Source organism: Mycolicibacterium sp. P4_G11 (assembly GCF_056555145.1).
In genome coordinates, this window is the sequence record NZ_JBFUJW010000017.1 from 59,076 (window position 1) to 85,476 (window position 26,401).

A 26,401-nucleotide genomic window follows, 5' to 3' on the forward strand; every position below is an offset into this window, starting at 1 on the left:
GGAACAGGCATGACCAAAGCGCTCATCATCGGCGCCGGCGTGGCCGGCCCCGTCCTGGCCATCGCGCTGCAACGCATCGGTATCGATGCCCACATCTATGAACGCTCCCCGTCCGGCGCCGATCTCCGCGGCGCGTGGTTGAACTTTCAGGCCAACGGCATGGATGCCCTGCGTGCCGTCGATGCCGCAGGGCCGCTCGAGAACCTGGGCTACCAGAACGACACCATCAGCTTCATCACCGGCAGCGGCAAGAAACTGGGGCGTATCCCGATGGCCGCACAACGCCCGGATGGCCAGCTGTCGATCATGATGCGCCGAGCCGACCTCTACCGCGAACTGAACACGCTGGCCACAGCCCGTGGTGCCCGGTACAGCTACGGCAAGGAATTCGTCTCCGCAACAACAACTTCCGACGGCCACGTCCACGCGCAGTTTGCCGACGGCAGTGCCGCATCCGGTGATCTGCTGATCGGCTGCGACGGTGTGCATTCCGCGGTACGCCGCGGAATCGACCCGGCGGCACGGGCTCCGCGCTACGTGCCGGTACTCAATGTCGGTGGCTACATCCCGAACTTCACCGTCGATGTGCCGCCCCAGGAATTCCGGATGCAGTTCGGCACCCGCTGCTTCTTCGCCTGGTTCCCCACCCCGGACGGCGGCACCGTCTGGTTCGCCAATCCGCCGATGGCCCGCGAACCCGAACGCGGCGCGCTGTCTGGCATGACCGATGCCGAGTGGCGAAACTGGCTGCACCAGTTGATGTCCGGCGACGTCGGGCCGGCTCACGAGATCATCGACGCCGCGCCCGGTCCGATGGTCGGGTGGGCCACCTACGACCTGCCGGTGGTGAAACGGTGGCACAACCACCGCAATCAGATCATCATCGGCGACGCCGCCCACGCCACCGCACCGTCAGCGGGCCAGGGTGCGTCGATGTCCGTCGAGGACGCCGTGATTCTCGCGCAGTGCCTGCGCGATTGCCGCGATATCCCAACGGCCTTCACGACATTCGAATCATTGCGCCGGCGCCGGGTGGAGAAGATCGTCCGGCACGGCCATCGGTCGGCCAACAGCAAGGCGGCGGGGCCGGTCGGACGGTTCCTCCGCGACCTGATCCTGCCGGTGGTGTTCCGGCAGGGCGCGAAAGATGGTGGCCGCTCGATGATGTGGCTACAGGGTCACCACATCGACTTCGACAGCAGCGTCCAGCCGGTACCCGCCTAGACCGGCAGCCGCACCACGAACCCCGACTCCAACGCCACCCACAGCGCGCCATCACGGTCCACGGCCAACCCGTGCGGCTCGCTGCCCGGCGGTAGATCGAACGTCGAGACCTCGCCATCGGCGGTGACCCGTGCGATTCCGTCCGCACCCCACAGGCTCACCCACACGCCGTCGGCCTCATCGGCGACCACCGCGTGCGGCTTGCCCGGCAGATCGAGTTCCTGGATGGCGTCGTTGAGCGGGATGCGGCCCAGCTTGTCGGCGCCGATTGCCGTGAACCACACCGCATCATCGTGAGTGGCGCAGATGCCGACCGGCCCCGCCGACGGTGTCGGTGTCGGCCGGATCGACAGATCACCAGCGACAGTCAGTCGCCCGATGGCGGACTTCTGATTCAGCGTGAACCACAGCGCACCGTCCCCGCCAGCGGCGATCATCGACGGCATCCCGCGAGGCACGGCAACCACCTCGACCACGCCATCGGCCCCGACCCGGCCCACCGTTCCGGCGTCCATGGCGGTGAACCACACCGCGTCGTCGGGTCCCACAGTGATACCGAACGGTGCACTGCCCGAATCCAATTCGACGAACGTCAGCGCACCGTCACCGGCGATCCGGCCCAGCTGGTCTGTTCCGGAACAGGTGAACCACATGGCCCCGTCGGGTCCCGCGCAGATCTGCATCGGCCGGCTGTCGACACCGACCTCGAACAGCCGCACCTCACCGCGCGCGTCGATCCGGGCCACCGAACCCGCCGACACCAATGTCACCCACATCGCGCCATCCGGACCAGCCGCCAGCGCGTACGGTCCGCCATCGACCGCAACAGTCAGTGCACTCACGCCAGCGTGACCAGCCCGAGCTCGTTGTCAGCGGCCAGTAATGCGTTGTGCGGCAACACTCGCACGGTGTACCCGACCGGGCCCGCCACCGGCAGCGGCGTGGTCGCGGAGAACACCTCGACGCCGCCCTCACCGGAACTGGTGTGCGCCATCGGCACCGTCACCGGGTCCACCAACTGGTCGCCGGCATCGACCCGACCCAGAACCGCTTGCACCACAACCTCATCGGTGCGCAGCCCCGCCAGCTGCACGGTGGCAGTCAGCGACAACTCCGAACCCAGCAGCGGCGTATCGGGCAGCCCGAAGCTGTCCACGTCGGTGATCTGGATCTTCGGCCAGGCCTCCGTCACCCGCTGCCGATAGGCCGCCAGCGAGCGGGCCGCACCGTACGGCACCCCGTCGACCGGCTCGACCGTGCGCCGGAACGACTGTGCCGCAGGCGCGTAGTACTTCTCGGTGTAGTCGCGCACCATCCGCGATGCCAGCACCTTGGGTCCCAGGGACTGCAGCGTGTGCCGCACCATCTCCACCCAGCGCATCGGCACGCCGTTCTCGTTGCGCTCGTAGAACTTCGGTGCCACCGAGTTCTGCATCAGGTCGTACAACGCCGCTGCTTCGAGGTCGTCGCGGCGCGTCTCGTCGGTGACGCCGTCGGCAGTCGGGATTTCCCAACCGTTTTCGCCGTCGTACCACTCATCCCACCAGCCGTCGCGGATCGAGAGGTTCAGCCCGCCGTTGAGCGCGCTCTTCATGCCCGACGTGCCACACGCCTCCAGTGGACGCAGCGGGTTGTTGAGCCACACATCGCAGCCCCAGTACAGCAGTCGCGCCATCGACATGTCGTAGTCCGGCAGGAACGCGATCCGGTGTCGCACCTCGGGCCGGTCGGCGAACTTCACCACCTGCTGGATCAGCGCCTTGCCGCCCTCGTCGGCCGGGTGTGACTTGCCCGCGACGATCAACTGCAACGGCCGCGACTCGTCCAGCAGCAGCCGCTCCAGCCGCTCCGGGTCACGCAGCATCAACGTCAGCCGCTTGTAGGTGGGCACCCGGCGGGCGAAGCCGATGGTCAACACCGAGGGATCGAAAGCGTTTGCAATCCAACCGAGTTCGGCCTCCGTGGCACCGCGCTCCAGCCACGAGCGGCGCAGCCGGGCCCGCACGTCGGCGACGAGCATCTCGCGCAGCTGCGACCGAATCCACCACAGGTGACCGGGATCGACGTCGTGCAACCGCTGCCACAACTGCGGCTCCCCTGCCGCCTGATCGACGGCCGCCATTCCTTCCACGCCGACCAGCTCGCGGCCCAACTCCAGCCATTGCGGCGCCGCCCAGGTCGGCGCGTGCACCCCGTTGGTGATCGACCCGATCGGCACCTCCGACTGGTCGAAGCCCGGCCACAACTCGTTGAACATGCCGCGGCTGACCCGGCCGTGCAGCAGTGACACCCCGTTGGCCCGCTGCGCGAGCCGTAAACCCATGTGCGCCATGTTGAATTTCTCCGGGTCGTCCTCCGCGCCGAACGCGACCACCCGGTACAGCGGCACCTCAGGCAGCAGCGGCGAGGCGACGGTGTCATCGAAGTACCGGCGCACCATCTGCACCGGGAACCGGTCGATACCGGCCGGCACCGGGGTGTGGGTGGTGAAGACCGTCGACGACCGCACCACCGTCCACGCGGTCTCGAAATCCAGCCCAGACCCGCTGATGTACTCCCGAATACGTTCCACGCCAAGGAAACCCGCGTGGCCTTCGTTCATGTGGTAGACCTCGGGCGCGTCGATGCCCTCGATCTCGGTGAACGCCCGGATCGCGCGGATGCCGCCGATGCCGGCGAGCAGCTCCTGCTTGATCCGGTGTTCCTGGTCGCCGCCGTAGAGCCGGTCGGTCACCGAGCGCAGCTCATGATCATTCTCGGGGATGTCAGAATCGAGCAGCAGCAACGGAACTCGTCCGACCTGCGCCACCCATACCCGCGCCCGCAGCACCTGCGATTCCGGCAGGTTCAGCGACACCAGCGCCGGCTGGCCGTCGGCCCAAGTCAGCAGCCGCAGCGGCAGACCCTGCGGATCGAACGACGGATAGTTCTCGTTCTGCCAGCCGTCGGCCGTCAGCGACTGCTTGAAATAGCCGGACCGGTAGTACAGCCCCACCGCGATCAACGGCAGCCCGAGGTCCGACGCCGACTTGAGGTGATCGCCCGCGAGGATGCCCAGACCGCCCGAGTAGTTCGGCAGGACCTCCGCGACACCGAACTCCATGGAGAAGTACGCGATGCCCTTCGGCATCGCGGGACCGCCGTCCAGCGCATGGTCGGCCTGCTCCTGGTACCACAGCGGCCGGCTCAAATAGCTGTCCAGATCGGTGGCCCGGTGGTTCACCCGGCCGACGAAGTCGTCGTCGGCCGCCAGCTCATCGAGACGCGCCGGGCTGACCGCCCCGAGCAACGCCACAGGGTCGGCGCCGACCTGTTCCCACAGCGCCGGATCGATCTCCGCGAACAGCTCCTGGGTCGGCGTGTGCCAGGACCAGCGCAGGTTGATGGACAGCCGCTCCAGAGCGGCGAGGCGTTCGGGCAGGTGGGCACGGACGGTGAACCGGCGGAGGGCTTTCACACGAGCCAACCTTACTGACATTTCTTGCGTATGCAGGGTCAGTTCGGTGACAGCCCAGATGCCCATCCAACTGGTCACTGCCCATCGGGTGTCATGGGCTACTACGGTGGGTATGCGTAGTCCCGTAGTCCCGGGTAAGGAGTGATTTGGTGGCCGGTCGGATCGAGATCGACGACGTCGCACCAGTGGTGTCCGCAGGTCGATATCCCGCCAAGGCCGTGGTCGGCGAAGTGGTTCCGATCAGCGCCACCGTGTGGCGCGAAGGCCACGACGCCGTCGCCGCAACGCTGGTGGTGCGCTACCACGGCCCGGTCTACCCGCAGCTCGCTGACACCCCGCCGGGCGCGACGCCGGCGCCGGCCCCGTCGCGGGCCAAGGTCAAGCCGACCCGCATGCCCATGGCGCCGGGCTATACGCCCGACGTGTTCCACGGCCAGTTCACGCCCGATGCGGTCGGGCTGTGGACGTTCCGCGTCGACGGCTGGGGCGACCCCATCGCGACGTGGCGCCACGCCATCACCGCCAAGCTCGACGCCGGCCAGAGCGAGGCGGAGCTGTCCAATGACCTGCTGATCGGTGCGGGGCTGCTGGAGCGCGCCGCGACGGCCGTCCCCCAGGACGACCGCGCCCCACTGCTCGCCGCCGCGCGTCGGCTCCGGGAGGAAGGCGACCCGTTCATCCGCGCCGGAGCAGCCCTCGCACCCGACGTCACCGACCTGCTGCGCAAGTACCCATTGCGTGAATTGGTCACTCGCGGAGAGCAATACGGCATCTGGGTCGACCGACCGCGGGCCCGGTTCAGCGCCTGGTACGAGCTCTTCCCCCGCTCCACCGGCGGCTGGGATGCCGATGGTCAGCCGGTGCACGGCACGTTCGCCACGACCGCCAAGGCCATTCCGCGGGTTGCCGCAATGGGATTCGACGTGTTGTACCTGCCGCCGGTGCACCCGATCGGCAAAGTGCACCGCAAGGGCCCGAACAACAACGTGACCGCGGCGCCCGGCGACGTCGGCTCTCCCTGGGCCATCGGCAGCGACGAAGGCGGCCACGACGCGGTGCACCCGGCTCTGGGCACCATCGCCGAGTTCGACGACATGGTCGCCGCTGCCCGCGACAACGGCTTGGAGGTGGCGCTCGACCTGGCGCTGCAATGCGCGCCGGACCACCCGTGGGCCAAGGACCACCCGGAGTGGTTCACCGTGCTGCCCGACGGCACCATCGCGTACGCCGAGAATCCGCCGAAGAAGTACCAGGACATCTACCCGCTGAACTTCGACAACGATCCGGCCGGCCTGTACGACGAAGTGCTGCGCGTGGTCAAGTTCTGGATGTCGCACGGCGTCAAGATCTTCCGCGTCGACAATCCGCACACCAAGCCGGCGAACTTCTGGGCCTGGCTCATCGCCCAGGCCAAGAACATCGACCCCGACGTGCTGTTCCTGTCCGAGGCGTTCACCCGCCCGGCCCGGCTCTACGGGCTCGCGAAACTCGGCTTCACGCAGTCGTACACGTACTTCACCTGGCGCAACTTCAAGTGGGAGATCACCGAATTCGGTCAGCAGATCGCCGAGTACGCCGACTTCTACCGGCCCAACCTGTTCGTCAACACCCCCGACATCCTGCATGCCGGCCTGCAGCATTGCGGCCCAGGCATGTTCGCGATCCGGGCGGTGCTGGCCGCCACCCTGAGCTCGTCCTGGGGCGTGTACTCCGGCTACGAACTGTTCGAGCACCTGGCAGTTCGCGAGGGCAGCGAGGAGTACCTGGACTCCGAGAAATACCAGTTGCGGCCACGCGAATTCGAGGCCGCTCTGGCCGGCGGCCGGTCCCTCGAGCCGCTGCTGACCCGGCTCAACGAGATCCGGCGGGTGCACCCCGCGCTCAGCCAATTGCGCACCATCAAGTTCCATCACGCCGACAACGACTCGATGTTGGCGTACAGCAAGTTCGACCCCGTCACCGGCGACACCGTCCTTGTGGTGTTGACGCTCAACGCATTCGGCCCCGAGCAGGCAACGCTGTGGCTGGACATGGGCGCCCTCGGCATGGACGAGCACGACCGGTTCTGGGTGCGCGACGAGATCACCGGTGAGGAATACCAATGGGGCGCATCGAATTACGTGCGACTGGACCCGGGCAAAGCGGTAGCCCACGTACTGAACATGCCGCAAATCCCGTACGACAAACGGCTGAACCTCCTGCGGAGGCAACCGTGACGAGCCATCTCCGGCCACCCGTCGCCGAACTGGCCCGGCTGCTGGCCGGCGAGCACCACGACCCGCATTCGATTCTGGGTGCACATGAGTACGGCAAGAACACCGTCATCCGGGCGCTGCGGCCGCACGCCACCGGAGTCACGGCGCTGATCGGCACGAAGCGCTATCCGATGAAGACCGTCGAGGGCGGCCTGTTCGCGGTCGAGGTGCCGTTCACCAAGCTGGCCGACTACCGCTTCGAGGTCGAGTACCCGGGCGACGTCGTGCATTCCACCGCCGACCCCTACCGCTTCCTGCCGACGCTCGGCGACATGGACCTGCACCTGCTTGCCGAGGGCCGCCACGAACGGCTGTGGGAAATCCTTGGCGCACAACCCCGTTCGTTCACCACACCAGACGGCGTGGTCGAGGGATTCTCGTTCGCGGTGTGGGCGCCGAACGCCAAGGGCGTCAACCTGATCGGCGACTTCAACCACTGGGACGGCAGCGAGGCCCCGATGCGGGCACTGGGCTCGTCCGGGGTGTGGGAGCTGTTCTGGCCGGGATTCGAGGCCGACAGCCTCTACAAGTTCCGGATCCACGGCGGCAACGGCACCAACGGCGCCGTCACCGATCGCGCCGACCCGATGGCCTTCAGCACCGAGGTGCCGCCGCTGACCGCGTCGAAAACCTTTGTCAGTTCCTATGTCTGGCACGACGACACCTGGATGACCGCCCGCGCTACGTTCAACCCGATCGTCGAGCCCATGAGCACCTACGAGGTGCATCTCATGTCCTGGCGACCGGGGTTGAGCTACCGGGAACTGGCCGTCGAGCTCACCGAATACGTGGTGGCGCAGGGCTTCACGCACGTCGAGCTGTTGCCGGTGGCCGAGCACCCGTACGGCGGCTCCTGGGGTTACCAGGTGACGTCGTACTACGCGCCGACGTCACGGCTCGGCACGCCCGACGACTTCCGGTACCTGGTCGACACATTGCACCGGGCCGGCATCGGCGTGATCGTGGACTGGGTGCCCGCACACTTCCCCAAGGACTCGTGGGCGCTGGGCCGCTTCGACGGCACCCCGCTGTACGAACACGCCGATCCACGCCGCGGCGAGCAACTCGACTGGGGCACCTACGTTTTCGACTTCGGCCGGAACGAGGTCCGCAACTTCCTGGTGGCCAACGCGCTGTACTGGCTCGAAGAATTCCACATCGACGGCCTGCGCGTCGACGCCGTCGCCTCCATGCTGTACCTCGACTATTCCCGCCCCGAAGGCGGTTGGACCCCCAACATCTACGGCGGCCGCGAGAACCTCGAGGCCGTGCAGTTCCTGCAGGAGATGAACGCCACCGTCCACAAGCTGGTGCCCGGCATCGTCACCGTCGCCGAGGAATCCACCTCGTGGCCCGGCGTCACCCGGCCGACAAACCTTGGCGGCCTTGGCTTCTCGATGAAGTGGAACATGGGGTGGATGAACGACACCCTGGACTACATCAGCCACGATCCGGTGCACCGCAGCTATCACCACCACGAAATGACGTTCTCGATGCTGTACGCCTACAGCGAGCACTACGTGCTGCCGATCAGCCACGACGAAGTCGTGCACGGCAAAGGCACTCTGTGGACCCGGATGCCCGGCGACGACCACGCCAAAGCGGCCGGCCTGCGTCAGCTGCTCGCCTATCAGTGGGCACACCCGGGCAAGCAATTGCTGTTCATGGGACAGGAATTCGGCCAGCGCGCCGAGTGGTCCGAGGAACGCGGGCTCGATTGGTTCCAGCTCGGCGAGCACAGCTTCTCCACCGGTGTGCAGCAGCTGGTCCGCGACATCAACGGCATCTACCGCGAGAACCGCGCGCTATGGTCCCGCGACAGCAGCCCCGAGGGCTACTCGTGGATCGACGCCAACGACTCCAACAACAACGTGCTGAGCTTCCTGCGGTTCGGCGACGACGGGTCGTCCATCGCCTGCATCTTCAACTTCTCCGGCAGCGAGCATGCGCAGTACCGACTGGGCCTGCCGCACGCCGGGACCTGGCACGAGCTGCTGAACACCGACGCCACGGTCTACAACGGTGCGGGCGCGGGCAACATGGGCGCGGTCGAGGCCACCGACGAGCCCTGGCACGGCCGTCCCGCCTCCGCCGTCCTGGTGCTCCCGCCCATGTCGGCCCTCTGGCTCAAGCCCGCCTAGCGTTCGTCCGCGAGCAGACGTAAAACTGTCGATTTCAAGACGAAATCGACAGTTTTGTTGGGGGCACCTCCCTCTGGGGGACTGCTCGCGAAGTCAGGTGCGCAGGCCGTCGAGGAGACGACGCAGCGCGGCACCGATGTCGCGGCGCGCCCGGACCGGATCCGGCGCCCCCGCGATTGCCGCGACGGCTTGATTGCTGAGTCCCATCAGCAGCACTGCCAACGGTGAAATCGGCTGCGGCGCAAGCACACCCTGCTCCAGCAGGGTGACGAGACCGGCTTCGATATTGGCCAGGGTGTACCGCGCGTTGCGCTCCTGCCATTTCTGCCAGCCGAGTACGGCGGGCGCGTCGACCACGCGGATGCGCTGCAGCGGCGCGTCAACCGCGGTGTCCAGCGCTGCATCCCAGCCGGCAAGGAACACCGACCACGCGTCCTTCCCCTGTTCGGCAGCCGCCGCAGCGGCCGCGCGAACCCGGGCACTCACAACCTGGTCGGCGCGGTCGAAGACTTCCTCGAACAGCGCTCCCTTGTCCGCGAAATGGTGATAGAGCGAGCCGCGGGTCACGCCGCTGCGGCGGACGATCTCCTCGGTACCGGTCTGGTGATAGCCCTGCTCACCGAACAGCTCGGTGGCGACTGCGATGAGCCGCTCCCGCGAATCCCCCTTGACCGTGACCATACAAGTTGTATGGTATCAGCATACAGACTGTATGGAGGTCGCCATGACGACACTCGACGCGCACGTCCCCACCCGCCTCGGCGATCTGCACGTGCGGCGCACCGGAACCGGACCTCCCGCCGTCTTGTGGCACAGCCTCTGGGTCGACTCGCGCAGTTGGGGTTCGCTCGTCGACAGCCTGGCCGTCCAGCGCCAGGTGGTGACGATCGATGGACCGGGATACGGCGCGAGCAGCCCGATACGCCGAGACTTCACTCTCGCTGAATGCGCCTGTGCCGCAGGCGAAGTACTCGATGCGCTCGGCCTCGATGTGGTCGACTGGATCGGCAACGCCTGGGGCGGCCACGTCGGCATCACGCTGGCGACAACACAGCCGCACCGGCTGCGCAGCCTGACCACCATCGCGGCACCGGTCACGCCCGTCAGCCGACGCCAGCGCTGGACCCAGACGTATCCGCTGGCCGCGGCCTACCGGCTGGTCGGCCCCAATCCCCCGTTGACCAACGTGCTGTTCGACGTTCTCCTCGGTGGCGCCGGCGCCACCCATCCCGACCAAGCCGCCGAACTCAAAGCCGCATTCCGGGCAATGGACCGCGAATCAGTAAGACGCACAATCCGATTCATGCACCGCTGGCACGCGTTGACCAATAGTCTCCCTGCCGTCAGCGTCCCGACGCTGCTGATGACCGGCGATCTCGGTGATCAGGGTTGGTCCCCCGCGGCCGCCCAGGCCGCCGCCGACACCATGCCCGACGCCCGCGTCGTGCCCCTCACCGGAGCCGGACACGTCGGCCCACTACTCGTCGATACCACCGCGATCGTTCAGGCCGTCACAGACTTCTGGGCTTCGGTCACCGCTTCCCGCGAGCAGACATAAAACTGTCGATTTCAAGCCAAAATCGACAGTTTTATGTCTGCTCGCGGGAGGTCAGTAGAGCGCGTTGGCGAGGTTGCGCCGGCCGGCGATGACCTCGGGGTCGGCGGGGTCGAACAGCTCGAACAACTCGATGAGCCGGGTGCGCACGCGGGTCCGGTCGTCGCCCGCGGTCTTCTTGACGAGCGCGATCAGCCGGTTGAAGGCACCGTCGACGTCGCGCTGGAACAGCTGTACGTCGGCGGCGGCGAAGGCCAGGTCGATGTCGTCGGGCGAGGCGTCGGCGAGACGCACGGCCTCCGGACGCTGCGCCGACGCGCGCTGCAGAAACGCGATCTGCCGGACGGCGCCCTTGGCTTCGACGTGCGCCGGGTCGGCGTCGAGGATCGCCTGGTAGGCGGCCAATGCGCCGTCAAAGTCACCGCTGTCGAGGAGCTCTCGGGCCTGCGCGAGCGCGGGGTCGACCTGCTCCTCCTCGCCCTCGGCGCCACCGCCCAGCTTGCCGGCGGTCGCCTGCAACAGCGAGTCCACCCAGCGCCGCAGCTGGTCAGCGGGCTGGCCGCCCTCGAAGCTGGTGATCGGCTGCCCACCGGCCAGGGCGACGACGGTCGGGACGCCCTGAATGCCGAACATCTGCGCGATGCGCGGTGCGGTGTCGACGTTGACCGTGCCGAACGACCATGTGCCACCGTCCTCGGCAGCCAGCGCGGACAGCGTCTGCCCCAGCTGAACGCTCGAGTCGCTGCGCGGCGACCACAGCAGCACGACGACCGGCACCTCACCCGAGCGGATCAGCACCTCGGCTTCGAGATTGGCCTCGGTGATTTCGATGCCGCCGGGAGCACCATCGGGTGCGCCACCAGCCGCGGCAGCGCCTTCGGCGGGACGGTTCTTGAGCGCGGACAGGTCGACCGCACCGGACAGCGCGGGACCAAAAGGACGCGGACGAGTCACGCTGTCCAGTCTGTCACGCGACGGCCGATGCCTCCGGTTCGGCCTCGGTGGCAGCGGCCCCGACGGCCAGGGCCCCGTTGCGCTCGGCCCAGCGCAGGAAGATCACGCTGGCCAGCGGCACGATGCTGGCCACCGCCGCCGACACCCAGGTCAGCAGCGACCAACGCGCCGCCCAGCCGACGATCAGTCCGGTGGCCAGGAACGCCAGAAACACGATTCCGTGGACCATGCCGAAGATCTGCACGCCGATCTCGGTGCGGGGCGTACCGAGGTACTTGAAGTACATGCCGGTCAGCAGCCCGACCCAGCTGACGGCCTCAGCCAGAGCGATCAAACGAAACCAGCCCGCCACCCGGGGCACAACAGCGTTCATGGCGCCATTGTGCCCGAGTGACGGGCTGACTACTACGAGGCGTAGTTCACACCTCTTCGCCGCCGAGATGACGGTTGATGACGAAAATCGGCAGAAATCCGTCAGCAAGCGTCATGTCGGTGCCGCGAAAACTACGGACGACGCAGGATCAGGGCATCGCCCTGACCACCGGCGCCGCACAGTGCCGCGACGGCGTAACCCGAACCCTTGCGGGCCAGTTCCAGCGCCGCATGCAGGGTGATCCGGGCACCGGACATGCCGATCGGGTGGCCGATGGCGATGGCGCCACCGTTGACGTTCACCTTGGCTCCGTCGACGCCGAGTTCCTTGGTCGAGGCCAGCGACACCGCCGCGAAGGCTTCGTTGATCTCGATGACGTCCAGCTGATCGACGGTGATGCCCTCACGCTCGACGGCCTTCTTGATGGCGTTGGCGGGCTGGCTCTGCAGCGTCGAATCCGGGCCGGCGACGACGCCGTGCGCGCCGATCTCGCACAGCCAGGTCAGACCCAGCGACTCGGCCTTGGCCTTGCTCATCACCACGACGGCACACGCGCCGTCGGAGATCTGCGACGACGAACCGGCGGTGATGGTGCCGTCCTTGCGGAAGGCCGGCTTCAGGCCGCCCAGCGACTCGGCGGTGGTGTTGCCGCGGATGCCCTCGTCCTCGGCGAACTCGATCGGGTCGCCCTTGCGCTGCGGGATCGACACCGGCACGACCTCGTCGGCGTACACGCCGTCCTTCCATGCAGCCGCGGCCTTCTGGTGCGACTGTGCGGCGAACTCGTCCTGCTGGGCGCGGGTGAAGTTGTCCTGATCGTTGCGCTGCTCGGTCAGGGCACCCATCGGCTGGTCGGTGAAAACGTCGTGCAGACCGTCGTAGGCGAGGTGGTCGAGCGCGGTCACGTTGCCGTACTTGTAGCCCTCACGGCTCTTGGGCAGCAGGTGCGGGGCCTGGCTCATGGACTCCTGGCCGCCGGCCACCACGACCTCGAACTCACCGGCGCGAATCAGCTGGTCAGCAAGGGCGATGGCGTCGATGCCCGACAGGCACATCTTGTTGATGGTCAGCGCGGGCACGTCCCACGGAATGCCCGCGCCGACGGCCGACTGACGCGCCGGCATCTGGCCGGCACCGGCGGTCAGGACCTGGCCCATGATCACGTAATCGACCAGCGAGGCGTCGACGCCAGCCTTTGCCAGCGCGCCCTTGATCGCGACGGCACCCAGGTCGCTACCCGAGAAATCCTTCAGCGAACCCATCAGCTTGCCCACCGGAGTGCGGGCTCCGGCAACAATTACCGAGGTCGTCATTTCCATCCTCCAACAAATCTGTAACGGCTAATGTGGCCGATCACACAGGCGCAAATTCGGTCGTCTCAGGTTACCTTTACGTTATGACCACCGAACACGTCGATGCCCGTCCCGCGCTGGCCAGCGCCCTGGTGACCGCCATCGATCATGTCGGCATCGCCGTGCCGGATCTGGACGTCGCCATTCGCTGGTACCACGACCATCTCGGCATGATCGTCCTGCACGAAGAGGTCAACGAGGACCAGGGCGTCCGCGAGGCCATGCTCTCGGTCCGTGGCGCAGCGGTCGGTAGCGCCCAGATTCAGCTGCTGGCGCCGCTCGACGAGAAGTCGACCATCGCCAAGTTCATCAACACCCGCGGCCCCGGCCTGCAGCAGCTGGCCTACCGGACCAGCGACATCGAGGCCCTGTCCGAGCGCCTGCGCGCCGACGGCGTCCGCCTGCTGTACGAAGCCCCGCGCCGTGGCACCGCCAACTCGCGCATCAACTTCATCCACCCGAAGGATGCCGGCGGCGTGCTGATCGAACTGGTCGAGCCCGCCAAAGACTCCGCGCACTGAGCCTGATCTAGGACCACCTTCGGGTCGGTCCTCTGTTCCCCCGATTCCCCCAGCACGGCGTGTGCCAATGCCGGCGGTCTTCGGCATCGTCGACCCGTAGCACCACCACATGCGCTGTGCCCGGACGAATTTCGTGATCACATCCCGGGCACCGGTAGGTCTTGACGGCGCGCGAACCGGCCACCGGCCGCACCTCGTAGTCGTATCCGTCAGGTCCGGTCTCCACCCGGCGCGACGACAGCCCGAGCAGCGGCGGCGGGTCCCGCCGAGGCCGCTCCGGACGTCGCCGAGGCATCAGAACAACCGGAACTCGTCGTTGTCCATTCCGCGCATCTTGTCGTAGTCCAAAGTCACGCAACGGATTCCACGGTCGGTAGCGAGCGTGCGCGCCTGCGGCTTGATCTGCTGGGCAGCGAACACCCCGGCCACCGGCGCCAGCACGCTGTCGCGGTTCAGCAGGTCCAGGTACCGCGTCAGCTGCTCGACGCCGTCGATCTCGCCGCGCCGCTTGATCTCCACCGCGACCGACGCACCGGTCTCATCCCGGCACAACAGGTCCACCGGACCGATCGGCGTCGGGTACTCCCGGCGCACCAACGTGTAGCCGACCCCGAGCAGCTCCACGTGCTCGGCGAGGAGCTCCTGCAGGTGAGCCTCGACACCGTCCTTCACCAGACCCGGATCGACCCCGAGTTCGTGGCTGGAGTCGTGCTCGATGTCCTCGACGGTGATCCGCAACTGCTCGCCGGCCTTGTTCTCGACGACCCAGACGAGACCCTCTTCAGCCTCCTCGGTGATCCAGCACGGCGGCGTCATCCAGTTCAGCGGCTTGTAGGCGCGGTCGTCGGCATGCACGCTCACCGACCCGTCCGCCTTGAACAACAGCAGGCGACGGGCCGACGGCAGATGTGCGGTCAGACGTCCGACGTAGTCAACAGTGCACTGGGCGATCACGAGACGCACCCGACCCACCTTAGGGGCAGCGAATCCTCGTTCGGACTCGCCCCACGAACTAGGCTGACGACCAATGACTGCGGACCAAGCCGGGACGACGCGCCTGGTACGGATACGGGAAGCCATAACCCCGCGTACCACCACGCCCGAATATGGATCGTGGATTCTGGGGCGCGTCTCCGAATCCCAACGCCGACGCCGGATCCGCATCCAACTGATCCTGACCACATTCGTGATCGTCGCCAACATGATCGGTGTCGGCGTCTCGATTCTCATCGAGACCGTACTGTTCCCGACTCCAAACGTCTTCAGGGCTGACGTTTGGTGGATCACCACGATCGTGGCGCCCGCATACATCTTGCTGGCCTTCCTGATCGGCGTGGTGTGGGCGACCAACAGGGTGATTCAAAGCGTGCGATGGGCCATCGAAGGACGCGCCCCGACAATCGAGGACCAGCGCAACACCTTCCGGGCGCCGGGCCAGCTCACTCTCGTGCTGCTCTGCCTGTGGGGCGCCGGCGCCGCATTGCTGACCACGCTCTACGCCCTGCACGACACTCAGTTCATTCCCAAACTGCTGCTGGGTGTCACCTTCCCCGGCATCGTCGTCTCCACCAGTTGCAACCTGTACACCGAGTTCGCGCTCCGCCCGGTCGCCGCCGACGCGCTCCAGGCCGGACGACCGCCCTCACGGCTGGCACCCGGAATCATGGGCCGCACCATGGTGGTGTGGGCGTTCGGCTCCGGAGTGCCGATGCTCGGCGTGCTGTTGGCCGCGGTGTTCGCGCTGACCCAATCCACGCTCACCCCAACCCAGTTCGCCTTCGCAGTACTGGTCCTGGCGGTGTTCGCGTTGGTGTTCGGCGCATTGTTGATGTGGATCGTGTCGTGGCTGACTGCCAGCCCGATTCGCATTGTGCGACAAGCGCTCAGCCGGGTTGAGCAAGGCGACCTGACCACGGATCTGGTCGTCTTCGACGGCACCGAACTGGGTCAGCTGCAACGCGGATTCAACTCGATGGTGCACGGGCTGCGCGAACGCGAACGGGTGCGCGACCTGTTCGGCCGGCATGTGGGGCGCGAAGTCGCGGCGCTTGCCGAGCAGGAGAAGCCACAACTCGGCGGCGAAGAACGGCACGCGGCGGTGATCTTCGTCGACGTCATCGGCTCGACCCAACTGGTGACCAGCCGCCCGGCCGTCGAGGTCGTCGCCCTGCTGAACCGCTTCTTCGCCGTCATCGTCGACGAGGTGGACCGGCACCATGGGTTCGTCAACAAATTCGAAGGCGACGCGGTGCTGGCGGTCTTCGGGGCGCCGGTGTCGTTGCAGTGCACCGAGGGTGACGCCCTGGCAGCCGCCCGGGCCATCGCCTCGCGGCTGCGTGACGAGGTGCCCGAGCTGAAGGCCGGACTCGGCGTCGCCGCCGGCACCGTGGTGGCCGGCAATGTCGGGGCCAAGGAACGGTTCGAGTACACCGTGATCGGCGAGCCCGTCAACGCGGCGGCGCGACTGTGCGAACTCGCCAAGTCCGTGCCGGGGCATCTGGCCGCCGCCGCGACGATGCTCGACGCCGTGAGTGAATCCGAAAGAGCGAACTGGGCTTTGGGCGACACCGTCACCCTGCGCGGACTGTCCGAACCGACGCAACTGGCCATCCTGGCCTGAAATTCACATCTGCTTCACACAGATCCGGAGGATCATGGTGATCATGAAGCGACACACCGTCATGGCTGCTGCCGCCGGCGCACTCGCCGTGTCGCTGGTGCTCGCTCCGCTCGCCGCGGCCGACCCCACCCTCGACACCGGCGGTTCGGCAGCCGACGTCATCAACAACCTCCAGGCCGAGGGCTACCTCGTGCAGATCAACTGGACCAACGGTTTCGACGTCAAGCCGCTCAGCGTCTGCTGGGTCACCGGCGTGAACAACCCCGGCAACTTCAAACCGGGCGGGCCGGTCGCGGCGACGGTGTATGTCGACGTCCAATGCCCGAACCACGAATGGTGAGTCACACCTGCGGGTAGGGCGCGAACCTCTTGTCGAATCCGGCCTTGCGTGCGTCGAGTGCCGCTTGCCGTTGTGCCGCAGTGACATACGTCGTCCCGGCCGGCAGGACCGTACCGAGGTCGCTGAGCGCCACCACCTGTGAACTCACCTTCGGCAGATTGGTACCGGTGGTGTCGATGTCCTGGAAACGGATCGAGATGGTCCCCTGGTTGAGGCCACCGGTGGACACCCAGTTCGCCACACCGGGATCGGTCGGCGACACCACGATGGTGTAGCTACCGTCCGCGTTGGCCACCGACTGCGCGATGTTCAGGCTCGTCTGCTGATCCCAGTAGTTCTTGGTGATGGTCCAGTCGTTGGTCACCGGCACGACGAAATAGCCGGCATCGCCGGGCTTGATTGTCAGCACCAGCGCCTCGCTGTCAGCCAGTTGGTAGTACCCCGCGCTCTGCAACTGGGTCGACAAGAACGTGGCATTGCTCTCGGGATCCGTGAAGACGTTGGCCGCCTTCGTCTTTCCCGACGAATCCTTGGTCGCCACATCCATGTACTGCGGTTCCATCCGCAGTCCGAGCGCGAGGATCACCGACGCTTCCAGGCCCTGCAAGAACCGCGGCATCACCGGCAGCGGCGGGACGAGCGAGACCAGGTTTGTCAGGAACGGGTTGCCGGACACGGCCGGTCCCAGCCCGGGGATGTCGAAGCCACCGATCTGTGCGAACAGGCTGTCCCGTGGACCACTGACCCGCTGAATGGACAAGCTCATGGGTTCCTGAGCGTTCCAGTCCGACAACGTGTTCCGAGCCACGATCAACGTGGTGTCGGTCGGGATCTGCAGATGGTTGGTCTGTCCTGCTTCGGCCGGACGGGAACTCACCGTCACGGTGAAGGTGCCGTCCGGGTTGATCTGCATGTCCTTGGCATTGAGCACCGCGGCGGTCTTGCCACCGAGGCCCGTCAGCACACTGAACGTGGTCTCCGCCGGGCGCTCCCCCGGGCCGAACTTCCCGCTGATGACGTACGTCGACGTCGAGTTGACCGCCATCATCCGGTAGATGGTGTCCGGGTTGTCGTACAGGATGCGGGTGCCGGTGATCGACTGGCCGAACCAATTGTGCGGCGGCATAACCATTTCCAGCACCGTCGGTCGCATCGGGTTGAGCAGCTGGTACTCCATGGCGGCCTGTTGGGCGTATTCGTCGACTGCCTGGCCCAACTGGTCGACGTTCTCCTGATCGGGCCCACCGACCTGGGAGTACTGCTGCTTGGCATTCATCTGGAACGCAAACTTCAGGATCGCCTTCATGAACTGCATCGGCAGCGTGTTCACGATGGCGTTGGCTTTCCTCTCGGCAGCCAGCTGCTGTGCCGTACCGAGCACAGTGGGTGTGCTCTGCAGCGACGTCGGCGCGGCTGCCAATGTCGTTGTCGCCGAGGAGGATGCAGTCTCGCGACGGGTGGCGCCCAGCAGCGCGGACAACGCGGCATTCTGCAGCGGTGCCACCGGATTCCCGGACGCATTCGCCGTCCCGTTCAGCCCCACGGCCGCGAGCGCGTGCGACACCGCCGCGGTAGCCGCAGCGACCGGCGCACCGATTGCAGCGACCGGCGCGACGGCATGCACGCGCGGCACGGAGCGCGTGGGCGCGTCCTCCTTCGCCGCCACGCTCGCTTGCACTGTCGGGGGCTTCTTGGCCGCGGTCACAGTCGGCGTGTTGGCAACCTTCTTGGCGGTGGGCTTGGCTTCAGGCCCGGATGCCTTGTCGGTGTCGATCGCATCCTTCGCGGCCGACGGCTTCGCGACATCCGTCTTCCCCGACGGCCGCTTCGACGACTTCTTCGCCGAATTCAGGACGCCCGAACGCTTGTCCCCTTTGTCGGGCTTCGGCTTGCTCGGGTCGGCCTTGTCGCCGTCACCCGTGGCATGACCCTCGCCCTTGGCATGGCTGTCCGACGAGGACCCTCCGGCGTCGCTCGGGGCCGCAAACGCCACGCCTGGGCTACTTGCCACGGCCACGCCGATTCCCAGGGCGACTGCCAATGCACCAACCCGGCCGACGAATCTGGCTGCGCCAGTTGGCAACTGCTCACGACTGTTCATTGGCATGTGCTTCCCCTCGACCCCGACTAGAACGCGTTCCAGTTATAACAAAGCCCAACACACAAGTCAGTAGAAAACGAGACAAACGATTAAAATTGTCTCGCGAGCCACGTTGATGTCGATTTTCCGCTAGTACTCGGCCAGGGCGCATGCCATTGTCGAAGGCATGTATGACGACTTCGACCGCTGCTATCGGGCAGTCCAATCCAAGGACGCCCGGTTCGACGGTTGGTTCGTCACGGCCGTCCTCACCACGGGCATTTACTGCCGTCCCAGTTGCCCGGTCCGGCCGCCATTCGCGCGCAATGTCCGCTTCTACCCAACCGCCGCGGCAGCGCAGCGGGCCGGCTTCCGGGCCTGCAAGCGCTGCCGGCCCGACGCGTCGCCGGGATCGCCGGAGTGGAACATTCGCACCGATGTGGTCGCCCGCGCGATGCGCCTGATCACCGACGGCACCGTCGACCGCGAGGGCGTCACAGGGCTGGCCGCCAGGCTCGGCTACACCACCCGACAGCTCGAGCGGCTGCTGCAGGCCGAGGTCGGCGCAAACCCCTTGGCACTCGCCCGCGCCCAACGGAGCCAGACCGCCCGCGTCCTGATCGAGACCACGAAACTGCCCTTCGGCGACGTCGCGTTCGCTGCCGGCTTCTCGAGCATCCGTCAGTTCAACGACACCATTCGCGAAGTATGCGCACTGACGCCGACCGAACTCCGTCAACGAGCTCAAACCCGGTTCGAACCCAACGAAAACCCCGGCACGGGAACTCTTTCCGTCCGACTACCCGTTCGGACGCCCTTCGCCTACGAAGGGGTGTTCGGCCATCTTGCGGCCGGCGCGGTACCCGGCGTAGAAGAAGTCCGCGACGGTGCTTTCCGCCGCACCCTCCGGCTCCCCAACGGCACCGGCATCGTCGGACTGTCGCCGAGCGTCGACCACGTCCAGTGCACGCTGATCCTCGACGACTTCCGCGACCTGGCCACCGCCATCGCCCGATGCCGGCGACTCCTCGACCTCGACGCCGACCCCGAGGCCGTCATCGACGTCCTCAACACCGACCGGAACCTTGCGCCCATCGTCGCCAAGGCACCTGGGCAGCGCATCCCCCGCACGGTCGACGAGAACGAATTGGCACTGCGGGTGGTGATCGGCCAGCAGGTATCGATGAAGGCGGCAGCGACGCATACCCGCCGGCTGGCGGTCGCCTACGGCTCGACCATCAACGACCCAGAGGGCGGCTTGACGCATGTCTTCCCCTCCGTCTCGCAGCTGGCCGAGATCGATCCGAGCCACCTCGCCTTTCCGGAGTCCCGCCGACGGACCGTTGTCGCGCTGATCGGCGCCCTCGCCGCCGGCACCCTTGAGCTCGACGCCGGATCGGACTGGTTGCAGGCCCGTACCCAGTTGGCCGAACTGCCCGGGGTCGGGCCGTGGACAGCCGAGGTGATCGCGATGCGGGGGCTCGGTGATCCTGATGCCTTTCCTGCCAGCGATCTCGGGGTCCAGGCTGCGGCCAAACAAGCTGGGCTGCCGGATAATCCACGCAAATTGATCGAGCACAGTGCGCATTGGCGCCCGTGGCGCGCCTACGCCACGCAACACCTATGGACCTCCCTGGATCATGCGGTCAACCAATGGCCGCCGCTGACGACGCCATCACCCCGACAGGAGCAGGCATGACCGCCACCTTGCAGACCCGGACCATGCAGAGCCCGGTCGGCACCATCACCCTCGCCGGCCGCGACGGCCGGATACGACATCTGCGGATGCACGATCAGACCTACGAACCCAGCCATGACGGTTGGGAGCCCGACGAGACCGCATTTCCCGAGGCCGTCGACCAACTCACGGCGTACTTCGCCGGTGACCTCCAAGAATTCGACTTGGAGCTCGACCTCATCGGCACCGAGTTCCAGCGCCGCGTCTGGGGTGCGCTGTTGACCATCCCGTACGGCGAAACGCGTTCCTACGGTGAAATCGCCGTGCAGGTCGGATCGCCGGGAGCGTCACGGGCCGTCGGATTGGCGAACGGGCACAATCCGGTCGGCATCATCGTGCCCTGCCATCGTGTGATCGGGGCGAATGGCAGCCTGACGGGATATGGCGGCGGATTGGATCGCAAGAAGCTGCTGCTCAATCTGGAGAAGAGCCGGTCTGGCACTGAGGAGCCGACGCTATTCGATTGATGGAACGACGCCGGCCGGCGCCGTGGAATTCCGCGGCGCCGAAATAGAGGCCGAAATAGAAATGCGTCAAAACGCAAAAATGCCTCGACCCCCGATTTTCATCGGGGGTCGAGGTCAATTTGTGTTCGGCGGTGTCCTACTTTTCCGCCCGTGCAGGGCAGTATCATCGGCGCTGGCAGGCTTAGCTTCCGGGTTCGGGATGGGACCGGGCGTTTCCCTGCCGCTGTTGCCGCCGTAACTCTATTTAATTACGCCTCCACCGGCCGTTTAGCACCCTTTGGGGGTGTTATTTGGTGGTGGGGTGTGGTCTGTTCGACTTTTGTGTCGTGAATAGTGGTTGCGGGCACGATGTGCAATGTTCTTGTTTACACACAATTGGTTCTTTTTTGGTGTGTGTAAGTTTTCGGCCGGTCCTGGTCTTGGAAGAGGTTTCCCGCTTAGATGCTTTCAGCGGTTATCCTGTCCGAACGTAGCTATCCAGCGGTGCCCCTGGTGGGACAACTGGTAGACCAGAGGTTCGTCCGTCCCGGTCCTCTCGTACTAGGGACAGGTTTCCTCAAGTTTCTGACGCGCGCGGCGGATAGAGACCGAACTGTCTCACGACGTTCTAAACCCAGCTCGCGTGCCGCTTTAATGGGCGAACAGCCCAACCCTTGGGACCTGCTCCAGCCCCAGGATGCGACGAGCCGACATCGAGGTGCCAAACCATCCCGTCGATATGGACTCTTGGGGAAGATCAGCCTGTTATCCCCGGGGTACCTTTTATCCGTTGAGCGACACCCCTTCCACTCGGGGGTGCCGGATCACTAGTCCCGACTTTCGTCCCTGCTCGACTTGTAGGTCTCGCAGTCAAGCTCCCTTGTGCACTTACACTCAACACCTGATTGCCGTCCAGGTTGAGGGAACCTTTGGGCGCCTCCGTTACATTTTAGGAGGCAACCGCCCCAGTTAAACTACCCACCAGGCACTGTCCCTGGACCGGATATACGGTCCGAAGTTAGAAGCCCAATACGATCAGAGTGGTATTTCAACAACGACTCCACACACACTGGCGTGTGCGCTTCACAGTCTCCCACCTATCCTACACAAACCGTACCGAACTCCAATACCAAGTTGTAGTGAAGGTCCCGGGGTCTTTTCGTCCTGCCGCGCGTAACGAGCATCTTTACTCGTAGTGCAATTTCGCCGAGTCTATGGTTGAGACAGTTGAGAAGTCGTTACGCCATTCGTGCAGGTCGGAACTTACCCGACAAGGAATTTCGCTACCTTAGGATGGTTATAGTTACCACCGCCGTTTACTGGGGCTTAAATTCTCCGCTTCACCCCCGAAGGAGTTAACAGGTCCTCTTAACCTTCCAGCACCGGGCAGGCGTCAGTCCGTATACATCGTCTTGCGACTTCGCACGGACCTGTGTTTTTAGTAAACAGTCGCTTCTCACTGGTTTGTGCCACCCCCCACCGCTGCCCACCGCAAGGGTGTTGACAGTAAGGGGTCCTCCTTCTCCCGAAGTTACGGAGGTATTTTGCCGAGTTCCTTAACCATAGTTAACTCGTACGCCTTAGTATTCTCTACCTGACCACCTGTGTTGGTTTGGGGTACGGGCCATGTGTGCACTCGCTAGAGGCTTTTCTTGGCAGCATAGGATCACCGAATTCGCCTCACTCGGCTATGCATCACCTCTCAGACATATGAACGACGGATTTGCCTATCGTTCGTCCTACAGGCTTACCCCGGTATTACCACTGACCGGTACGGCTACCTTCCTGCGTCACCCCGTCGCTTGACTACTACCCACCAGGGTCCCACGCAGCCGGCAACACGTGATCCCCGAAAGGATCATCACGTGCCATTTGGATGGTTAGCACAATGGATTCATCACGGACGCACACACACGGGTACGGGAATATCAACCCGTTGTCCATCGACTACGCCTGTCGGCCTCGCCTTAGGTCCCGACTCACCCTGGGCGGACTGGCCTGCCCCAGGAACCCTTGGTCTTTCGGCGGGCAAGGTTCTCACTTGCCTATTCGCTACTCATGCCTGCATTCTCACTCCCACACCCTCCACAGCTCCATCACTAGGCTGCTTCACCGGATGCAGGACGCTCCCCTACCCATCCTTGCGGATGCCGCGACTTCGGCGGTGTGCTTGAGCCCCGCTACATTATCGGCGCACAATCACTTGACCAGTGAGCTATTACGCACTCTTTCAAGGGTGGCTGCTTCTAAGCCAACCTCCTGGTTGTCTTCGCGACTGCACATCCTTTTCCACTTAGCACACGCTTAGGGGCCTTAGTCGGCGATCTGGGCTGTTTCCCTCTCGACGCACGGAGCTTATCCCCCGCCGTCTCACTGCCACGCTTTTGTCTTACCGGCATTCGGAGTTTGGCTGACGTCAGTAACCTGGTGAGGCCCATCGGCCATCCAGTAGCTCTACCTCCGGCAAGAAACACGCAACGCTGCACCTAAATGCATTTCGGGGAGAACCAGCTATCACGGAGTTTGATTGGCCTTTCACCCCTACCCACAACTCATCCCCTCAGTCTTCAACCTAAGTGGGTTCGGGCCTCCACGCGGTCTTACCCGCGCTTCACCCTGGCCATGGGTAGATCACTCCGCTTCGGGTCCAGAACATGCCACTACACCCTTACGGGATACGCCCTATTCAGACTCGCTTTCGCTACGGCTACCCCCCACGGGTTAACCTCGCGACATGTCCCTGACTCGCAGGCTCATTCTTCAAAAGGCACGCCATCACCCCACGTAAACGAGGGCTCTGACGGATTGTAGGCACACGGTTTCAGGTACTATTTCACTCCCCTCCCGGGGTACTTTTCACCATTCCCTCACGGTACTAATCCGCTATCGGTCATCAGAAGGTATTTAGGCTTACCGAGTGGTCTCGGCAGATTCACAGCAGATTTCACGGGCCCGCTGCTACTCGGGAACACCATCAAGGCAGACATCGGGTTTTCACGTACGGGACTCTCACCCTCTACGGCAGGCCATCCCAAGCCACTTCCGTTAACCACGACATTTTCTTACTGCCCTCCAGCCGGATAGAGCTGAAAAGATAGGTCCCACAACCCCGCACACACAACCCCTACCCGGTATCACATGCATACGGTTTAGCCTCATCCGCTTTCGCTCGCCACTACTCACGGAATCACAATTGTTTTCTCTTCCTACGGGTACTGAGATGTTTCACTTCCCCGCGTTACCTCCCACACCCTATATATTCAGGCATGGGTAACACGACATAACTCGTGCTGGGTTTCCCCATTCGGACATCCTCGGATCAACGCTCGGTTGGCAGCTCCCCGAGGCTTATCGCAGCCTCCTACGTCCTTCATCGGCCTCTGATGCCAAGGCATCCACCATGCGCCCTTAAACACTTACGCACAAAAACCAATTGAAAACAAGAATCAAAATTGCACATCAACACACAAAAAACATCCCCGAACCCGAAGATTCGGAGTGCACATTTGCGCGTTAGATGCTCGCAACCACTATCCACAAGTCAAACACCACACCCCACCACCAAAACCGGTGAGGCAACAACAACCCCCACCACCCCCAACGGAGCGGTGTCTCCCACCCCACAAAGAGGGGAAGCAACGGGCCTGTTGTCTCAGGACCCAACAGTGTGTCTGGCCATTCTTCACGCCCCAGGATTTTCCACCGAGACGAACGTTTGTTGTATGCACCCACCAGCAAACCCACTACAGGCGCCGGCCATCTCCCAACCATGAACCCCGGCACTATTGCCGGCACGGGGGAATCGATAAATGGTGCTCCTTAGAAAGGAGGTGATCCAGCCGCACCTTCCGGTACGGCTACCTTGTTACGACTTCGTCCCAATCGCCGATCCCACCTTCGACGGCTCCCTCCACAAGGGTTAGGCCACCGGCTTCGGGTGTTACCGACTTTCATGACGTGACGGGCGGTGTGTACAAGGCCCGGGAACGTATTCACCGCAGCGTTGCTGATCTGCGATTACTAGCGACTCCAACTTCACGGGGTCGAGTTGCAGACCCCGATCCGAACTGAGACCGGCTTTCAAGGGATTCGCTCCACCTCGCGGATTCGCAGCCCTTTGTACCGGCCATTGTAGCATGTGTGAAGCCCTGGACATAAGGGGCATGATGACTTGACGTCATCCCCACCTTCCTCCGAGTTGACCCCGGCAGTCTCTTACGAGTCCCCGCCATAACGCGCTGGCAACATAAGATAGGGGTTGCGCTCGTTGCGGGACTTAACCCAACATCTCACGACACGAGCTGACGACAGCCATGCACCACCTGCACACAGGCCACAAGGGAACTGATATCTCTACCAGCGTCCTGTGCATGTCAAACCCAGGTAAGGTTCTTCGCGTTGCATCGAATTAATCCACATGCTCCGCCGCTTGTGCGGGCCCCCGTCAATTCCTTTGAGTTTTAGCCTTGCGGCCGTACTCCCCAGGCGGGGTACTTAATGCGTTAGCTACGGCACGGATCCCAAGGAAGGAACCCACACCTAGTACCCACCGTTTACGGCGTGGACTACCAGGGTATCTAATCCTGTTCGCTCCCCACGCTTTCGCTCCTCAGCGTCAGTTACTGCCCAGAGACCCGCCTTCGCCACCGGTGTTCCTCCTGATATCTGCGCATTCCACCGCTACACCAGGAATTCCAGTCTCCCCTGCAGTACTCTAGTCTGCCCGTATCGCCCGCACGCCCACAGTTAAGCTGTGAGTTTTCACGAACAACGCGACAAACCACCTACGAGCTCTTTACGCCCAGTAATTCCGGACAACGCTCGCACCCTACGTATTACCGCGGCTGCTGGCACGTAGTTGGCCGGTGCTTCTTCTCCAGGTACCGTCACTTGCGCTTCGTCCCTGGTGAAAGAGGTTTACAACCCGAAGGCCGTCATCCCTCACGCGGCGTCGCTGCATCAGGCTTGCGCCCATTGTGCAATATTCCCCACTGCTGCCTCCCGTAGGAGTCTGGGCCGTATCTCAGTCCCAGTGTGGCCGGTCACCCTCTCAGGCCGGCTACCCGTCGTCGCCTTGGTAGGCCATTACCCCACCAACAAGCTGATAGGCCGCGGGCCCATCCCACACCGCAAAAGCTTTCCACCACACCCCATGAAGAGCGTGGTCATATTCGGTATTAGACCCAGTTTCCCAGGCTTATCCCAAAGTGCAGGGCAGATCACCCACGTGTTACTCACCCGTTCGCCACTCGAGTACCCCGAAGGGCCTTTCCGTTCGACTTGCATGTGTTAAGCACGCCGCCAGCGTTCGTCCTGAGCCAGGATCAAACTCTCCAAACAAAAAC

At 64.6% G+C, this 26,401-nt stretch carries 18 protein-coding genes and 3 rRNA genes; 9 read left to right on the top strand and 12 right to left on the bottom strand.

The annotated features are described in order from the left end of the window. The first annotated feature begins 9 nt into the window (after nt 1-9). Entirely contained in the window at nt 10-1,224 is a 1,215-nt protein-coding gene (locus AC1U2B_RS28115) for an FAD-dependent oxidoreductase (protein ID WP_480219370.1), read from the top strand. Here the strand turns inward: AC1U2B_RS28115 and AC1U2B_RS28120 are convergent. Next, nucleotides 1,221-2,066 (bottom strand): virginiamycin B lyase family protein, encoded by an 846-nt coding sequence (locus AC1U2B_RS28120; protein WP_480219371.1) that lies wholly within the window; start codon nt 2,064-2,066, stop codon nt 1,221-1,223. The two genes, AC1U2B_RS28115 and AC1U2B_RS28120, sit on opposite strands and share 4 nt — an antisense overlap. Further along, the gene (gene glgP, locus AC1U2B_RS28125; RefSeq protein WP_480219372.1) at nt 2,063-4,681 is read right to left on the bottom strand and encodes an alpha-glucan family phosphorylase; all 2,619 of its coding nucleotides are present in this window, start codon (nt 4,679-4,681) and stop codon (nt 2,063-2,065) included. Before glgP ends, AC1U2B_RS28120 begins: the two co-directional genes overlap by 4 nt. Nucleotides 4,682-4,830: 149 nt before the next feature. Here glgP and AC1U2B_RS28130 point away from each other — a divergent pair, with 149 nt between their 5' ends. Both AC1U2B_RS28130 and glgB read left to right on the top strand, forming a co-directional pair. Further along, on the top strand, nt 4,831-6,897 hold the full coding sequence (locus AC1U2B_RS28130; RefSeq protein WP_480219373.1) for an alpha-1,4-glucan--maltose-1-phosphate maltosyltransferase: 2,067 nt from the start codon (nt 4,831-4,833) through the stop codon (nt 6,895-6,897). Further along, the gene (gene glgB, locus AC1U2B_RS28135) at nt 6,894-9,077 is read left to right on the top strand and encodes a 1,4-alpha-glucan branching protein GlgB (RefSeq protein ID WP_480219374.1); all 2,184 of its coding nucleotides are present in this window, start codon (nt 6,894-6,896) and stop codon (nt 9,075-9,077) included. Before AC1U2B_RS28130 ends, glgB begins: the two co-directional genes overlap by 4 nt. 93 nt (nt 9,078-9,170) lie before the next feature. Here glgB and AC1U2B_RS28140 read toward each other — a convergent pair whose 3' ends face one another. Continuing rightward, entirely contained in the window at nt 9,171-9,758 is a 588-nt protein-coding gene (locus AC1U2B_RS28140; RefSeq protein ID WP_480219375.1) for a TetR/AcrR family transcriptional regulator, read from the bottom strand. A gap of 43 nt (nt 9,759-9,801) precedes the next feature. Here AC1U2B_RS28140 and AC1U2B_RS28145 point away from each other — a divergent pair, with 43 nt between their 5' ends. After that, nucleotides 9,802-10,635, top strand: coding sequence for an alpha/beta fold hydrolase (locus AC1U2B_RS28145; RefSeq protein ID WP_480219376.1), 834 nt, complete (start codon nt 9,802-9,804; stop codon nt 10,633-10,635). A gap of 51 nt (nt 10,636-10,686) precedes the next feature. Here the strand turns inward: AC1U2B_RS28145 and AC1U2B_RS28150 are convergent, their stop codons facing one another. From AC1U2B_RS28150 to AC1U2B_RS28160, 3 genes are all read right to left on the bottom strand, one after another. After that, nucleotides 10,687-11,586, bottom strand: a complete 900-nt coding sequence (locus AC1U2B_RS28150; protein WP_480219377.1) for a tetratricopeptide repeat protein — start codon at nt 11,584-11,586, stop codon at nt 10,687-10,689. Nucleotides 11,587-11,599: 13 nt separating this feature from the next. Next, on the bottom strand, nt 11,600-11,959 hold the full coding sequence (locus AC1U2B_RS28155) for a DUF3817 domain-containing protein (RefSeq protein WP_260940124.1): 360 nt from the start codon (nt 11,957-11,959) through the stop codon (nt 11,600-11,602). Between the two features lie 131 nt (nt 11,960-12,090). Further along, complete coding sequence (locus AC1U2B_RS28160) at nt 12,091-13,272, bottom strand: acetyl-CoA C-acetyltransferase (protein WP_480219378.1); 1,182 nt, start codon at nt 13,270-13,272, stop codon at nt 12,091-12,093. Nucleotides 13,273-13,355: 83 nt separating this feature from the next. Between AC1U2B_RS28160 and mce the strand changes: the two genes are divergently transcribed. Next, a complete protein-coding gene (gene mce / locus AC1U2B_RS28165) occupies nt 13,356-13,832 on the top strand; it encodes a methylmalonyl-CoA epimerase (RefSeq protein ID WP_480219379.1) in 477 nt (158 codons plus the stop codon). 7 nt (nt 13,833-13,839) lie between these two features. Here mce and AC1U2B_RS28170 read toward each other — a convergent pair whose 3' ends face one another. Further along, complete coding sequence (locus AC1U2B_RS28170) at nt 13,840-14,130, bottom strand: Rv1322 family protein (protein ID WP_390892866.1); 291 nt, start codon at nt 14,128-14,130, stop codon at nt 13,840-13,842. Further along, on the bottom strand, nt 14,127-14,795 hold the full coding sequence (gene nucS / locus AC1U2B_RS28175; protein ID WP_043394692.1) for an endonuclease NucS: 669 nt from the start codon (nt 14,793-14,795) through the stop codon (nt 14,127-14,129). The genes AC1U2B_RS28170 and nucS overlap by 4 nt, the downstream gene beginning before the upstream one ends. Before the next feature lie 64 nt (nt 14,796-14,859). Between nucS and AC1U2B_RS28180 the strand changes: the two genes are divergently transcribed. Together AC1U2B_RS28180 and AC1U2B_RS28185 are read left to right on the top strand one after the other, a co-directional pair. Further along, nucleotides 14,860-16,452, top strand: coding sequence for an adenylate/guanylate cyclase domain-containing protein (locus tag AC1U2B_RS28180; RefSeq protein ID WP_480219380.1), 1,593 nt, complete (start codon nt 14,860-14,862; stop codon nt 16,450-16,452). Nucleotides 16,453-16,495: 43 nt separating this feature from the next. Beyond that, nucleotides 16,496-16,792: a hypothetical protein gene (locus AC1U2B_RS28185; RefSeq protein WP_260973386.1), complete on the top strand. Its 297-nt coding sequence runs from the start codon at nt 16,496-16,498 to the stop codon at nt 16,790-16,792. A 1-nt stretch (nt 16,793) separates the two neighbouring features. Here the strand turns inward: AC1U2B_RS28185 and AC1U2B_RS28190 are convergent, their stop codons facing one another. Beyond that, nucleotides 16,794-18,785, bottom strand: coding sequence for a DUF1214 domain-containing protein (locus AC1U2B_RS28190; RefSeq protein ID WP_480219381.1), 1,992 nt, complete (start codon nt 18,783-18,785; stop codon nt 16,794-16,796). 274 nt (nt 18,786-19,059) lie between these two features. Between AC1U2B_RS28190 and AC1U2B_RS28195 the strand changes: the two genes are divergently transcribed. Both AC1U2B_RS28195 and AC1U2B_RS28200 read left to right on the top strand, forming a co-directional pair. Further along, nucleotides 19,060-20,571, top strand: a complete 1,512-nt coding sequence (locus AC1U2B_RS28195; protein ID WP_480219382.1) for a DNA-3-methyladenine glycosylase 2 family protein — start codon at nt 19,060-19,062, stop codon at nt 20,569-20,571. Beyond that, complete coding sequence (locus tag AC1U2B_RS28200) at nt 20,568-21,077, top strand: methylated-DNA--[protein]-cysteine S-methyltransferase (protein WP_480219383.1); 510 nt, start codon at nt 20,568-20,570, stop codon at nt 21,075-21,077. Before AC1U2B_RS28195 ends, AC1U2B_RS28200 begins: the two co-directional genes overlap by 4 nt. Before the next feature lie 123 nt (nt 21,078-21,200). Here AC1U2B_RS28200 and rrf read toward each other — a convergent pair. From rrf to AC1U2B_RS28215, 3 genes are all read right to left on the bottom strand, one after another. Beyond that, nucleotides 21,201-21,314, bottom strand: a 5S ribosomal RNA gene (gene rrf, locus AC1U2B_RS28205). Nucleotides 21,315-21,468: 154 nt separating this feature from the next. Further along, a 23S ribosomal RNA gene (locus tag AC1U2B_RS28210) occupies nt 21,469-24,478 on the bottom strand. 401 nt (nt 24,479-24,879) lie between these two features. Then, nucleotides 24,880-26,396 (bottom strand): 16S ribosomal RNA (locus AC1U2B_RS28215). The 16S, 23S and 5S rRNA genes sit together here, the layout of an rRNA operon. Between the last annotated feature and the right edge of the window lie 5 nt (nt 26,397-26,401).

What these genes read in the sequence shown, in the direction of transcription:
- AC1U2B_RS28195 (WP_480219382.1), top strand. Translation starts at nt 19,060, where the DNA reads ATGTATGACGACTTCGACCGCTGCTATCGGGCAGTCCAATCCAAGGAC.
- AC1U2B_RS28155 (WP_260940124.1), bottom strand. Translation starts at nt 11,959, where the DNA reads ATGAACGCTGTTGTGCCCCGGGTGGCGGGCTGGTTTCGTTTGATCGCT.
- AC1U2B_RS28180 (WP_480219380.1), top strand. Translation starts at nt 14,860, where the DNA reads ATGACTGCGGACCAAGCCGGGACGACGCGCCTGGTACGGATACGGGAA.
- mce (WP_480219379.1), top strand. Translation starts at nt 13,356, where the DNA reads ATGACCACCGAACACGTCGATGCCCGTCCCGCGCTGGCCAGCGCCCTG.
- AC1U2B_RS28185 (WP_260973386.1), top strand. Translation starts at nt 16,496, where the DNA reads ATGAAGCGACACACCGTCATGGCTGCTGCCGCCGGCGCACTCGCCGTG.
- AC1U2B_RS28115 (WP_480219370.1), top strand. Translation starts at nt 10, where the DNA reads ATGACCAAAGCGCTCATCATCGGCGCCGGCGTGGCCGGCCCCGTCCTG.
- AC1U2B_RS28145 (WP_480219376.1), top strand. Translation starts at nt 9,802, where the DNA reads ATGACGACACTCGACGCGCACGTCCCCACCCGCCTCGGCGATCTGCAC.
- AC1U2B_RS28140 (WP_480219375.1), bottom strand. Translation starts at nt 9,758, where the DNA reads ATGGTCACGGTCAAGGGGGATTCGCGGGAGCGGCTCATCGCAGTCGCC.
- AC1U2B_RS28200 (WP_480219383.1), top strand. Translation starts at nt 20,568, where the DNA reads ATGACCGCCACCTTGCAGACCCGGACCATGCAGAGCCCGGTCGGCACC.
- AC1U2B_RS28160 (WP_480219378.1), bottom strand. Translation starts at nt 13,272, where the DNA reads ATGACGACCTCGGTAATTGTTGCCGGAGCCCGCACTCCGGTGGGCAAG.